This is a genomic window from Stenotrophomonas maltophilia group sp. Smal13 (genome assembly GCF_030236855.1).
Classification (GTDB): domain Bacteria; phylum Pseudomonadota; class Gammaproteobacteria; order Xanthomonadales; family Xanthomonadaceae; genus Stenotrophomonas; species Stenotrophomonas maltophilia_A.
On record NZ_JASJSQ010000119.1, the window covers coordinates 1 to 13,729 of the forward strand.

Annotated in this window: 10 protein-coding genes; 9 read left to right on the plus strand and 1 reads right to left on the minus strand. The window is 67.0% G+C overall.

Features of this window, described 5'->3' with window-relative positions:
* The 9 genes from QRO95_RS23290 to QRO95_RS23330 form a co-directional block, all read left to right on the plus strand.
* A partial coding sequence (locus QRO95_RS23290; RefSeq protein WP_285303586.1) for a TonB-dependent siderophore receptor occupies positions 1 to 2,504 on the plus strand: 2,504 nt, incomplete at its 5' end.
* A gap of 82 nt (positions 2,505 to 2,586) precedes the next feature.
* On the plus strand, positions 2,587 to 3,168 hold the full coding sequence (gene msuE, locus QRO95_RS23295) for an FMN reductase (protein WP_285303587.1): 582 nt from the start codon (positions 2,587 to 2,589) through the stop codon (positions 3,166 to 3,168).
* Between the two features lie 156 nt (positions 3,169 to 3,324).
* On the plus strand, positions 3,325 to 3,687 hold the full coding sequence (locus tag QRO95_RS23300; protein WP_032129754.1) for a DUF3088 family protein: 363 nt from the start codon (positions 3,325 to 3,327) through the stop codon (positions 3,685 to 3,687).
* Positions 3,688 to 3,701: 14 nt separating this feature from the next.
* A complete protein-coding gene (locus QRO95_RS23305) occupies positions 3,702 to 4,679 on the plus strand; it encodes an MsnO8 family LLM class oxidoreductase (RefSeq protein WP_285303588.1) in 978 nt (325 codons plus the stop codon).
* A gap of 18 nt (positions 4,680 to 4,697) precedes the next feature.
* Positions 4,698 to 6,041 carry an LLM class flavin-dependent oxidoreductase gene (locus QRO95_RS23310; protein ID WP_285303589.1) on the plus strand — a complete coding sequence of 448 codons (1,344 nt, stop codon included), beginning with the start codon at positions 4,698 to 4,700 and terminating at the stop codon, positions 6,039 to 6,041.
* A gap of 4 nt (positions 6,042 to 6,045) precedes the next feature.
* Positions 6,046 to 7,266: a M20 aminoacylase family protein gene (locus QRO95_RS23315; RefSeq protein ID WP_343237341.1), complete on the plus strand. Its 1,221-nt coding sequence runs from the start codon at positions 6,046 to 6,048 to the stop codon at positions 7,264 to 7,266.
* Positions 7,263 to 7,814 (plus strand): GNAT family N-acetyltransferase, encoded by a 552-nt coding sequence (locus QRO95_RS23320; protein ID WP_285303591.1) that lies wholly within the window; start codon positions 7,263 to 7,265, stop codon positions 7,812 to 7,814. Before QRO95_RS23315 ends, QRO95_RS23320 begins: the two co-directional genes overlap by 4 nt.
* A complete protein-coding gene (locus QRO95_RS23325; protein WP_285303592.1) occupies positions 7,811 to 9,556 on the plus strand; it encodes an amino acid ABC transporter permease/ATP-binding protein in 1,746 nt (581 codons plus the stop codon). Before QRO95_RS23320 ends, QRO95_RS23325 begins: the two co-directional genes overlap by 4 nt.
* Before the next feature lie 16 nt (positions 9,557 to 9,572).
* The gene (locus tag QRO95_RS23330) at positions 9,573 to 10,547 is read left to right on the plus strand and encodes an ABC transporter substrate-binding protein (protein WP_285303593.1); all 975 of its coding nucleotides are present in this window, start codon (positions 9,573 to 9,575) and stop codon (positions 10,545 to 10,547) included.
* A gap of 175 nt (positions 10,548 to 10,722) precedes the next feature.
* Here QRO95_RS23330 and QRO95_RS23335 read toward each other — a convergent pair.
* Positions 10,723 to 13,729, minus strand: a 3,007-nt coding sequence (locus QRO95_RS23335; protein WP_285303594.1) for a discoidin domain-containing protein, incomplete at its 5' end; no start/stop codon positions are given.

The following is a 13,729-nucleotide window of genomic DNA, read 5'->3' on the forward strand; positions in this document are numbered from 1 at the left end:
GCCATGCGGCGGAAGCAGATGCGGACCCTGCCACCACTGCAGCCACTGCCAACGTGGCAGCCTCCACGCTGGATGCGGTGGTGGTCACCGGTTCACGCACCAGCACGCGCACGGTGAAGAACAGCTCCACGCCCATCGACGTGATTTCCGCCGAGGACCTTGCGGCAACTGGCCAGGGCAACCTGCTGGAAGCGCTGCAGCGCAGCCTGCCGTCGCTGAGCCAGATCGGCGGCTACCAGAGCGACCAGGAAAGCCTGATCCGCGGCTATCAGCTGCGCAACCTGTCGCCGGGTTACACGCTGGTACTGGTCAACGGCAAGCGCCGCAATGCCAGCGCCTATGTGAGCGGTGCCAATGGGGGCGGCTTCCCCGGCCATGCGTGGGCCGACCTGGCGTTGATTCCGGTCTCGGCCATCGACCATGTGGAAGTGCTGCGCGATGGCGCTTCGGCCATCTACGGCTCGGACGCGATCACCGGCGTGGTCAACGTGATCCTGAAATCGCAGGCGCACGGTGGCGATGTATCGGTGGAGAGCGGGCAGAGCATCGATGGTGATGGTTCGCGTACCAGCGTGCGCGCCAACGTCGGCCTGCCGTGGGGCGAGGATGGCTTCGTCAACCTGTCCGGTGAGACCACCCGCCAGCATCATGCGATCCGCACCCGCCGCTACATCGATGGCTACCTGAGCTACCCCGCTGTGGATGGCAGCGGCAATCTGGTGGCACTGCGGCCGAACAATCGATTGCCAGCAGGTGCTGCGCCGAACCCGGCCGAGGCCAGCCGCAATGCCAAAGCCAATACCATCCTCAGCTCGCCGTCGTATGCGTTGAAGGCCTTCGCGGTGAACGTGGGCCATGGCCTGGGTGAGAGCGCGCAGTTCTACGCCAACGCCACGGCCAGTGACCGCACCGCGCAGGCGATCCAGAACTTCCGCCTGCCGGCGACCATCTTCACCACCTACAAGGCCCCCGGCGTCCTGAGCGTGTTTCCCGATGGCTTCCTGCCGGTGCTGGAAACCAAGGAGAAGCAGTACACCGGTACGGCCGGTGTGAAAGGCCAGATCGTGGGTTGGGACTACGACGCCAGCCTGACCGGCAACCGCAGCACGGTGCGCACCTATACCCGCAATTCGGTGAACTATTCGCTGCCGTATCCCGGTTCGCCCACTGATTTCTATGACGGCAAGCTGGACTACCAGCAGGGCATTGCCAACCTGGACCTGCGGCGCGGCTTCGAGGTGGCGGCGTTCGCCTCGCCGCTGGAAGTGAGCGCAGGTGCCGAGTACCAGCATGAACAGTACGAGCGCGGGGCAGGGCAGTGGGAGTCGTACACCGGCTTCGGCGCTGCAGCCTTCGTCGGCTATTCCACCGCCGACGCGGTTAAGGCGACCCGCAACAGCAAGGCGGTGTACGTCGGTGCAGCCACCAACATCACCTCGCGCTGGTACCTGGATGCTGCCGCGCGCTGGGAAGACCATTCCGATTTCGGCAGCGTTTCCACCGGCCGCCTGACCACGCGCTTCGATTTCACCGACGCACTGGGTGTGCGCGCAACGGTGAGCAACGGTTTCCATGCGCCCAGCCTGGGCGCGCAGTACTATCAGGCCACCGGTAGCTGCCCGTGCGGCACCACGCTGGTGGCGCAGGTGTCTTCGCCGGCGGCTCTCGCGTTGGGGGCAACGCCGCTGAAGCCGGAAAAGGCCACCAACTACAGCCTGGGCGTGACCTGGGACCCGAGTCCGGCCTTCCACCTGGCAGTGGATGCCTATCAGATCGACATCCGCGGCCAGCTCGGCCAGTCCAGCCAGATCGGTTACAACGCGCAGGATCCGGCGCGCGTCACCGACAACAGCGGCACGGTGCTGAGTGCGGCGCAGAAGAACACCATCGATGCGCTGCTGGGTTCGGCCGGCATCAGCATCCTGCCGGGTGATGCGTTCTACGCCAGCTACTTCACCAATGTGGGCAACACCCGCACGCGCGGTGTGGAGCTGACCCTGGAAGCGAACCAGGAGACGGCGTGGGGCAAGCTGCGCTGGAGCTACGCGGCCAACGTCGGCCGCACCACCATCCAGAAGGTCAGTGACATTCCGGCGGCGCTGCAGGGGCTGCCGAACATCAACCTGCTGACCAAGAGCAGCGAGTACGCGCTGCGCTTCCGCACGCCCAGCTATACGCAGGTGGCGGGACTTGGCTGGCAGAACGGGCGCTGGCGCTCGAATGTGGACTTCACCTACTACGGCCCGATCAAGCGCCTGAACAACGGCGTGGAGTACAGGCAGCCGCCGGTGCTGGTGACCAACCTGTCCGGTGGCGTGGAGCTGGGCGCGGGCTGGAGTGCGGCGCTGGGCATCAACAACGTGTTCGACAAGCGCACCCGCAAGGTGCCGGAGTACGCGCGCAGCGCCACCGATGTGGCGAGTATCGAGACCACGTGGGACAGCGGCGATGTGCTGAGCAATGTGGGTGCGTACTGGTTTGGCCGGGTCAGTTACCGGTTCTGAGGTGGGAAGCAGTCGAGCATGGCTCGACTCTACAAAAGCGAAAGGCAGCCGAGCATGGCTCGGCTCTACACGGGAGCGTTTCATGTCTTCTGCATTGAGGGTGGTTGCATTGGTGGGGTCGCCGACCAGCTCGGCGACGTCGCGCACGTTGTTGCTGGTGCGGCATCTGCTGGACTCGCTGCAGCAGCGGGTGCACGCCAGCGTGGAGCTGGTGGAGCTGGCGCCGATCGCGCGTTCGCTGGGTCAGTCGCTGTCGCGTGGCGAGGCGGAGCCGGCGGTGGAACGGGCACTGCAGACCATCGAAGCGGCGGAGCTGCTGGTGGTCGCCGCGCCGGTCTATCGTGGCTCGTATCCCGGCTTGTTCAAGCACCTGGTCGACTTCATCGAGCTGGAGGCGCTGGTGGATACGCCGGTACTGCTGGCAGCCACCGGCGGCAGCGAGCGACATGCGCTGGTGATCGACCACCAGCTGCGGCCGTTGTTCAGTTTCCTGCAGGCGCACACGCTGCCGATCGGGGTGTATGCCACACCGGCCGACTTCGAGGGCGAGCACATCAGCAGTGCGGCTTTGCAGGCGCGCGTCGAACTGGCAACAGAACGTGCAGCGGGGCATCTGGCCACACAGGCGCTTGCGGTAGCGGCGCCGCTGCGACGTATTGCCTGACGCCATAACCGGCGGCGCTTTGCTTATGGCTACGCCGCATCTGCGTGGCCGGATCTGACCGCCGATTGTCGCCAGCCGTCGCTGCTGCGGCTGCCGGCATCTCTAGCATCGATATCGAAGCGGCATCGCATTGCCGGCCCTGATGAGGACACTCCCGTGGCGTTGGACGAAGCAAGCAAACCCATCCTGTTCCTGCTCGACCGTGAGTTCGAGGACGGTCAGATTCCTGGCCAGCGCTTCTTCTGCCGGCACAGCCTGCTGCTGGAGGGCGCGCTGTCGAGCATCGATGGCCTGGACGCGCAGCTGGATGTACGCCGCATCGGCTTCGCGCGGCCGCGCCGCGAGGTGATCGCCGAGATCGGTGAGCAGGACCAGTCACTACCCAAGCTGGTGTTGCCGCAGGGCGTGCGCAGCGAACTGGCCAGTGGCGCGCACCAGGACCGCCAGTACATCTCCGGTGCCGAGCCGATCCTGGCCGCGCTGAACGGGTTGCTCGGCATTCCCGTGGCCCACCCCTGAGCGAGGACACGACCATGAGCTATCAGATCAGTGTGCTGGACAAGAGTCCGGTGGCCGAAGGTGCCTCGCCGGAGCAGGCGCTGCGCAACAGCCTGCAGCTGGCGCAGCGCGCCGAACAGCTGGGCTACCACCGCTACTGGTTTGCCGAGCACCACGCTGCACCGACGCTGGCCAGCCCCGCACCGGAAGTGCTGGCTGCGTGGGTGCTGGCGCAGACCCGGCGCATCCGCATCGGCAGTGGTGGGGTCATGCTGCGCCACTACGCGCCCTACAAAGTGGCGGAGAACTTCAACCTGCTGGCGGCGCTGGCGCCCGGGCGTGTGGATCTGGGTGTGGGCAAGGCCCCCGGTGGACTGCCGGCCTCGACCGCGGCGCTGGCAGCCGGGCGCCCGGCGTTTACCGACTTCGACCAGCAGCTGCGCGACCTGGAAGGCTATCTGTCGGGGGCAGACACCGAGGCGCTGGCCCGACCGGTGCCGCAGCAGGCGCCGGAGCGCTTCCTGCTCGGTGCCAGCCCCCAGAGCGCGCAGCAGGCGGCCGAGCTGGGCTGGCGCTTTGTCTATGCCGCGCATTTCGATGGTGACCCGAAGCACATCGAAGCTGCGTTCGACGCCTATCACAGCGTCTCCTCGCAGCCACCGCTGCTGGCCACGGTGGCGTTTGCCGCACCAACTGCCGAGGCCGCTGCCCGGCACATCGGCGCGTTGCGCGTCTACAAGCTGCATCTTGGTCCCGGGCAGACGGTGAACCTGCCCAGCCCCGGAGCAGCTGCCGAGTATGCGCGCCAGGTGGGCGTGGCCGACTTCCGCATCGAGGAAACGCGCCCCAGCGTGTTGTCCGGTGATGCGCAGCACGTGCGTGACGAACTGGACGCACTGCACCGGCGTTTCGGTGTGGGCGAGTTCATCCTCGATGCGCCGGTGGCCGACCTTGATGCACGCCTGACATCCCTTGAACTGCTGTCGCCCGCGCCGCGCGCGGCGGTGGCCTGACCTGCAGGAGCGATTCCCATGAGTACGACCCCGCGCCACATTCCGTTCGGCATCATGCTGCAGGGTCCAGGCAGCCACATGCATGCCTGGAAGCATCCGTCCAACCCAACCGATGCCAGCGTCAACCTGCAGTTCTACATCGACATTGCGCGCACCGCCGAGGACAACGGCATCGCCTTCGGCTTCGTGGCCGACGGCCTGTACATCAACGAAAAGTCGATTCCGCACTTCCTCAACCGCTTCGAGCCGATCTCGCTGCTGTCGGCACTGGCCACGGCGACGAAGAAGATCGGCCTGGCCGGCACGCTGTCGACCTCGTACAGCGACCCGTTCACTGTCGCCCGCCAGTTCGCCTCGCTGGATCTGATCAGTGGCGGTCGTGCTGGCTGGAACGTGGTGACCTCACCGTTGGAAGGTTCGGGTCGCAACTATGGCCGGCCGCACCCGGAGCATGCGCTGCGCTACCAGATCGCCGACGAGTATCTGGACGTGGTGCAGGGGCTGTGGGATTCCTGGGATGACGATGCCTTCGTGCGCGAGCGCGACAGCGGCACGTTCTTTGCGCCGGAGAAGTTCCGCCGGCTCGACCACAAAGGCCGCTTCTTCCAGGTGGAAGGCCCACTCAACATCCAGCGCTCGCCACAGGGCCAGCCGGTGATCTTCCAGGCCGGTTCGTCCGACGATGGCATCGCGCTGGCCGGCAAGTATGCCGATGCGGTGTTTACCCATTCGCCGTCGCTGGAAGAAACCCGCGCGTTCACCCAGAAGGTGAAGAACTCGGCGATCGCGCACGGCCGCAGCGGCAACGACGTGAAGATCTTCCCCGGCATCGGCCCCATCGTCGGTCGCACCGCGGAGGAGGCTGAAGCCAAGTACCAGGCGATCGCCGCACTGGCCACGCTGGAGGATGCGCTGGCGTACCTGGGGCGCTTCTTCGACCATCACGATTTCAGCCAGTACGATCCGGACGCGCCGTTCCCGGAGCTGGGTGACATCGGCAGCAATTCGTTCCGTTCCACCACCGACCGCATCAAGCAGGATGCGCGTGAGAAGGGCCTGAGCGTGCGCCAGGTGGCGCTGGAAGCGGTGAGCCCACGGCCAAATTTCATCGGTACGCCGGAGCATGTGGCCGACGAGCTGATCCGTTGGTTTGATGCTGGTGCCAGCGACGGCTTCATCCTCGGTTTCGCGGCACAGCGCGAAGGCCTGGACGATTTCGTGACCCAGGTGCTGCCGATCCTGCAGGCGCGCGGCTACCACCAGCGTGAGCTGGAAGGGCAGACGCTGCGCGCGCATCTGGGCTTGCCGTACAAGGCCAGCCACCATGCGACCGATGCCGAGCCGGCGCGGAAGGCAGGGTAAGGCGATGAGCGGAGAATACGCGGCAGCGCCGGGCCATGCCCGGCGGAATTCCCAAACGACGGGCGTATTGCCGGAGATCGCGGCACGCGCCGAGGCCGCCATCGCGATCCGCCATGACCTGCATCGGCACCCGGAGCTGGCTTTCGAGGAGCACCGCACCAGCGCACGCGTGGCTGAGCTGCTGCAGCAATGGGGCTATGAGGTCACCACGGGTCTCGGCGGCACCGGTGTGGTCGGTACGCTGCAGCGCGGGCAGGGCAGCCGTCGCCTCGGCCTGCGCGCCGACATCGATGCACTGCCGATCCACGAGGATTCCGGGCTGGCCTACGCCAGCCAGACCGAGGGGCTGATGCATGCCTGTGGCCACGATGGGCATACCGCCATCCTGCTGTCCGCGGCGCACTACCTGGCCCATCATGGCCGCATCGACGGCACCCTGCAGTTGGTGTTCCAGCCGGCCGAGGAAACCGGTTCGGGGGCCTCGAAGATGATTGCCGATGGCCTGTTCGAACGCTTCCCGGTGGATGCGATCTATGGCCTGCACAACTGGCCGGGCGTGCCTGTCGGCCACTTCGGCTTCGTCGATGGCCCGGCGATGGCATCGGTGGACTGGGCGCGGCTGAAGGTGATCGGCAAGGGCGGTCATGGCGCCGAGCCTCAGGGCAGTGTCGACCCGATCCTGGCGGCGGCGCATATCGTCACGGCGCTGCAGAGCGTTGTCTCGCGCAATGTGGATCCACGGCAGATGGGCGTGGTCACCGTCGGTTCGATCCACGGCGGGCAGGCCGCCAATGTGATCCCGGACGTAGTGGAGCTGAAGCTGACCGTGCGCGCCTACCTGCCCGAGGTACGTGACACCCTGCGGCGCCGTGTTACCGAGGTCGCCGAGCAGACCTCCGCCGCGTTCGGCGCGCGCGCGGAGATCGAGTTCCCGCGTGGCTTCCCGAGCGTGATCAACCACCCTGAGCAGACCGCCTACATCCGTGAGGTGGCCGTGCAGGGCTTCGGCAGCGAACACGTGGTGCCCGAATTCGCGCCACGCACGGCCAGCGAGGATTTCGCCTTCCTGCTGCAGGCGCGGCCCGGCAGCTTCGTGTTCGTCGGCAACGGCGACAGCGCACCGCTGCACAGCCCGCGCTATGTATTCAACGACGCCGCCATCGCGCCCGCTGCCAGCCTGTGGGCGCGGCTGGCTGAAGACTATCTGGTGAAGGACGTGGCATGAGCAGCAACGAACGCTTCCTCTACACCTCGGTGGATGATCCACTGGCGCGGCCGCTGTTCGATGGCCTGGAGCAGGAGTACGACAGCCGCTACGCCGACGTGCGTCGACGCATCGGCGGCAGCCCCCGCGAGGAACTGCAGCGCTACCCGGCACAGGCGTTCGCGGCACCGGTTGGTGCGTTCGTGCTGCTGCTGCGCGATGGTGTGGCGATCTCCGGCGGTGCCTTCATGCCGCACCGCGATCCGGACACCGCCGAGTTCAAGCGCATCTGGACGCTGCCGGGCCTGCGCCGCCAGGGCATCGCGCGGCGTGTACTGCAGGAACTGGAGGACCAGGCGGCGCGCCAGGGTTACCGAAGGGTGTTCCTGACCACCGGCTTCCGCCAGCCTGAAGCCGTCGGCCTGTACCTCAGCCACGGCTACACCGCGCTGTTCGATCTGGAGGCCGATCCGGAATCCATCGCCCACTTGCCGTTCGAGAAGCACCTGGGCGTATCGGCGCCAGCCGTTGTGCCATCACAGACCGTGCTGCACGGAGCCCACGCATGAGCACGCCTTCGACCGCGCTGGATGGCATTGCCACACGCCCGGCGCCAACCCCGGCGTTGAAGATCGTGCCGGCCCGGCACCCGCTGCAGGTGGTCGGAACCCTTCTGGCATTGGCGCTGATCCTGATCGGGCTGCAATCAGTGCTGGGCAATCCGCGCTGGGGCTGGGGCACCTTCGCTGAGTGGTTCTTTGCACGCCCGGTGCTGGAAGGCCTGGGCCGCACGCTGCTGCTGACCGCGCTCGGTACCGGCCTCGGTTTCGCGCTGGGCACCCTGCTGGCGTTGGCCCGCGTGTCCGGCTCGCCACTGCTGTCGGCGGTGTCGTGGGGCTATGTGTGGCTGTTCCGGTCGATCCCGCTGCTGGTGCTGTTGCTGCTGCTGAACAACCTGGGCTACCTGTACAGCACCATCGAACTGGGGGTTCCCTTCACCGGTATCAGCCTGTTCTCGTACCCGACCACGCAGCTGATCGGTGTGTTCACCGCCGCAGTGCTGGGCCTCACCTTGAACCAGGCCGCGTTCTCGGCCGAGGTGATCCGTGGCGGCATTCTGTCGGTCGACCATGGCCAGTACGAGGCTGCGGCCGCGCTTGGCCTGCCGCGCGGTCGCCAGGTGCGCCGCATCATCCTGCCGCAGGCGATGCGTTCGATCCTGCCGGCCGCGTTCAACGATGTGATCGGCCTGGCCAAGAGCACCTCGGTGGTCTACGTGCTGGCGCTGCCGGAGCTGTTCTACACCGTGCAGGTGATCTACCGGCGCAACCTGGAAGTGGTGCCGCTGCTGATGGTGGCCACGGTCTGGTACCTGGTGATCCTGACCGTGCTGTCGCTGCTGCAGCGGCGCGTGGAGCAGCGCTTTGCGCGCGGCCAACTGCAGCGCGAGCGTTCGGTATCGCGTGTCTCGTCACCGAGGCGCGCCACAGGTGAGGCTGCACCGCGCGTGGTCAATCGCCCGCGCATCGCCGCGCAGGTTGAAGCGGGCGAGGGGGCATCGGTGTCGCTGCATGGCGTAGGCAAGGTGTTCGGCGACCAGCCGGTGCTGGAAGACGTGAACCTGGACCTGCGCGCTGGCAGCGTGACGGTGCTGATCGGCCCGTCCGGCGCTGGCAAGTCCACGTTGCTGCGGCTGATCAACCACCTGGAACGTGCCGACAGCGGTTACGTGACCGTCGGCGGGCAGCTGATCGGCTACCGCCGCGATGGCGACACCCTGTACGAGCTGCCCGAACGCGAGATCCGCCGCCGTCGTGCGGAAGTGGGCATGGTGTTCCAGGGCTTCAACCTGTTCCCGCACCTGACTGCGCTGGAGAACATCATCGAGGCACCGATCGCGGTGCGCGGCGTGCCGCGTGCGCAGGCCGCGCAGCAGGCGCGCACGCTGCTGGAACGGGTCGGCCTGGCCGACAAGGCCGATGCCTTCCCGCGCCAGCTGTCCGGCGGCCAGCAGCAGCGCATCGCGATTGCCCGCGCGCTGGCCCTGCAACCGAAGGTACTGCTGTTCGACGAACCCACGTCGGCGCTGGACCCGGAACTGGTGGCCGAGGTGCTGAGTGTGATCGAAGAGCTGGCCAGCTCCGGCACCACGCTGGTGATCGTCACCCACGAACTGAGCTTCGCCCGCCGCGTGGCCGACCACGTGGTGATGATGGACCAGGGCCGGGTGATCGAACAGGGCACGCCCGAGGCGCTGTTCGAGCGCCCGCGCCAGCAACGCACCGCCGATTTCCTGGCCAAGACCCTGTAACCCCGGAAGGAAGACCATGAGCCCTGCAGCACCGCGTCGCCCCTCGCGCAGCACCCTGTTGGTCGTGGGTGTGCTGGTCATCGGCATCGCCGGCATCGTCTATTCGCGCGTGCGTCAGGCACCGGATGCCGGCACCGTGGCCGCGACCAGCCTGGTGGGTGCGAACACCGCCATCCTGAAGGGCACGCTCGATCCGAAGGCGCAGGCGTTGATTCCGGTCGATTATCGCTTTGTCACGCCTGGTACGTTCACCGTGGCCACCCATCCGGGGCAGCTGCCGCTGGCCGACTATGGTACCGACAGCAAGGACGTGGTCGGCATCGAGCCGGACATCGCGCGGCTGATTGCCGATGGGCTGGGCCTGAAGCTGGTGATCGTGCCGGTGGCCTGGGCCGACTGGCCGTTGGGGCTGGAGTCGGGCAAGTACGATGCGGTGCTGTCGAACGTGACGGTGACCGAAGAGCGCAAGAAGAAGTTCGATTTCTCCAGCTACCGTTACGATCTGCTGGGAATTTACACGCGCACTGATGGGCCGATCCAGAAGATCGAAAAGCCGGCCGACGTTGCCGGGCTGAAGGTGGTGGTCGGTGCCAGCACCAACCAGGACCAGATCCTGCGGCAGTGGGACCAGCAGAACATCGCCGCTGGCTTGAAGCCGGTGGAGTACCAGTACTTCGATGACGCCGTGGTTGGGCGGCTGGCGGTGATCACCGGGCGCGCCGATGTCTCGTTCGAGCCCAACGCCACCGGCGCCTATTCGGCGCGCGATGGCAAGGTGCGGCGTGTGGGCCTGTTCCCGGGGGGCTGGCCGAACGCCGCGGCGATCTCGGTGACCACGCGCAAGGGCAGCGGCCTGGCTGATGCGGTGACGCAGGCGCTGAACACCCAGATCGGCAGTGGCACCTATGCGCAGGCGCTGAAGCGATGGAATGTGGCCGAGGAGGCCGTGCCGCAGTCGCAGACCAACCCGCCGGGGCTGCCGACGCTCTGACGCCGGGCATGGCCCGGCAGCTACCGCTGCTTTTGTAGAGCCGAGCCATGCTCGGCTGCAGTTCGCGCGGTGCGCGATGCGTCGAGCATGGCTCGACTCTACAAGAGCATCCACGCATGGCGTGGATCTACTCGCAGAGTCTGATTTCTGTAGAGCCGAGCCATGCTCGGCTGCATTACCAGACCGCTTCCAACGTCCGGAACGGTTTCGCCAGGCGCACGCCCTCGGCATCGAAGTCGGAAACGCTGCGTCCATCCACGCGCACAGACTTCGGCGCGGTCCGGTTCGGCCACCACATGCGCACGGCGGTGTCCTTGCGCAGCCCCTCGCCAATCACCACTGTCAGCAGCCCGTCGCGTTGCCGCGCCTGCATCTGCAGCGTGCCATACGCGGTCGGCAGGCGTTCCACCGCCAACCCATCCCCGGCCACCCAAGACGGCGGCGTGCCCGGCAGCAATGACAACGCGTCATCGTCCTCGCGCATCAGCATGCCGAACAACGTGCGACCGTACTCGGCGCCGATCCAGGTGTGCGGCATGTCGCCCAGATAGCGCGGGAAGCGCAGCCGCGAATGCACGACCTCGGCCAGCACCTGCCATTCAAGCGGGCGTCGATCATGCAGCAGGCCCTGCAGCAGTTCATCGGCTGCTTCGGGCTGACCAAGATGCACATAGCTCAGCACGTTGCGGATTTCGTAGGGCGTATAGGCGTACAGCGCGCCTGGCTGGTTGCGCTTGCGCACATCGTCCAGATAGCGGGCGAAGGTGGTTCGCAGCGCCTCGGCCGGTAGCACGCTCTGCGCGCCGGTGGGATCCAGCGCGATCGATACGCCGGTGGGATCACCATCGCCCAGATCCGCGGAGGAAGGAATGAAGTCGATGCCTTTCCACGCCATCGTTGCGCGGATCGACGCATGCAGGGCGTCGTACAGCAGCTTGTACTGTTCGCGCGCCCAACGGGCGGTTTCATGGTCGCCAAGTGCCTCTGCCAGCCACGCGCCGTCGTGCCAGCCCTTCAGTCCCCAGTAGTCATCCCAATAGCTGTGGGTGGGCGAAGGGTAGCCCTCGTGGCTGATCGACGGCGCAAGAATGCCCGCGAAGCGCTCCGGCGCTGGCTGGTCAGCCATGTAACCCGCTACCAGCGTGCGCTCGCGCAGCTGCTGCAGGAAGCGCAGCGCCGCCTTCACTTTCGGCAGGTACGCGCGCACCGACTCCGCACCGCCATCGAGGCGGGCGACATCGGCGACCAGTGCCACATACTGGCCCTGGCTGTCGTACTCGATATCCGATCCGAAGCCGGTGTTGACGCTGCCATCGTCGTTGAGGATCGGCGAGACCAGTCCGCTGCCGTGCACGCCGTGCTGGCTGTACCAGGCCAGATAGTCGCGTGCGACCTTGGCTTCGCCCATGCGCAGCAGCACCGCCGAGGTGGCCATGCCATCGCGGATGAAGGAGCGGTTGTAGTTGCGCGGGCCGGGCTGCATGGCCGGGCCGGTCTGGTTGATCAGCATGTAGGCAGCCTGCGCGCGCAGCATGTCGACCAGCGAGGGATTGGGCAGGCGCAGGCCGACCTGGCCCAGGCGTGCCTGCCAATCGGCGGACGCCTGCGTGGCCAGCGTCTCGAACGCTGCATTGGCATCACGGGGCAGCGTTGCCAGGTCAAGCGCAGGCGCTTCGGGCAGCACGCCATTGGCATCGGCAGCGGCGGTGCCGAGTGGGAACGCCACGACCACCGCATCGCTGGCACCGGGCGCGAGGCGGATCCGGTAGCTCAATGCGGCTGCGGCCAGTCCTTGCTCGTCACGTGCCTGCTGCGAGGAAGGCAGTTCGCCGGCAGCGATGTCCGCGGTGATCTCCGTTGTGCCGTCCTTCCCGAACGGCGCAACGCCGGACGCAGCCACCGGCGTGACCGATTGCAGCAGCGTGCGGCCGTTCACGCGCACCGTGTTGGCTTCGACGGCGACCTCGCGGATCGGCGACAGCCCACCGTTCTGCCATGGCGGGTTCATCTGCATCGGACGCACGACCAGACTGAGCGTGCCGTCGATCCGGGTGCTGCCGGTGTTGTGCAGTCGATGGCGGAGGAAGGTCACCGGCTGGCCATCGCGCTCGATGGCGAACACCTCACTGCGCAGCTCCAGCCCAGGCTGCGGCGACCAGGTGGCCGAAGGCATAGGCTTCCAGCCATCGCGCAGGGCGTGCTGTACGGGCTGACCGGCGGCACCTGCAGCACGCCCGTCGGCGCTTCGCCAGAGCGGCTGCACCAGCGGCGCACCCTTGAACGCTTCCAGGTTGCCGTATTCGTCGAAGATCGACTTCTGCCGGCCCGCGTGCACACCGACCGCAGTCCAGTAGGTCTGCTGCATCTGCAGCGACGCCGGGAACAACGCACGCTGCGCGCCGCTGGCGGCGATCTGGTAGCGCTTCATCGGCGTCATCACGGCTTTCGGGCCAAGCAGGCGCAGGCGCGCGATCTGCGGGGCAGCGCCGTCCACGGCCAGGCGGAATGCACGTAGAGGTTGTGCCGTGTCAGCAGCCAGCCAACTCTGCCGATGGCTGGCCGCCTGTGCATCGTGTGCGAGGTCCTGCCATCGGCCCTGTGCGTCCTGCGCCTGCAAGCGGGCGGCGCCGCGCCCGCCATCGGCCCAGTCGACCGCGAGACCGGCCGTGGACTGGGCGCGAGGCAGCATGATCTCGAGCGTATGGGATCCACCTTTTCTGGCTGGAACCGCGACGGTGCCACCGCCTTGCCAGAGCGCCGCCGCCTGCGTTGCATCGACACCGCTGATGCGTGCGCTGAGCGTGCTGTCCAGCGGCTCCATCTCGAAAATCGAAACGCCCCAGTCGGACGTGCGCTGCGGGCTGGCCAACCGCAGGTAGCGCGCCTGGCGTGGCGCGAAGTACAGCGTTTCCACGTCGCCCAGCGAATCGGCCATGGTGTACGCGGTCTGCCACTGTGTGCCGTCCAGCGAGGTCTGCAGTGAATAGCCCTCTGGATTGGAGACATCCCAGGTGATCCGTGCGCCCGCCAGCATCGTCGGTGCACCCAGATCGATCTGGAACCAGTGGCCCGGACTGAAGGCGCCGCCGGTGACGGTCCTGGGGTCGCCGTCGATCAGGTGGCTGATCGCCATCGCCGGTACCTGCTGCGAGGAGGCGCTGGCCTGCCATTGGCTGCGGGGT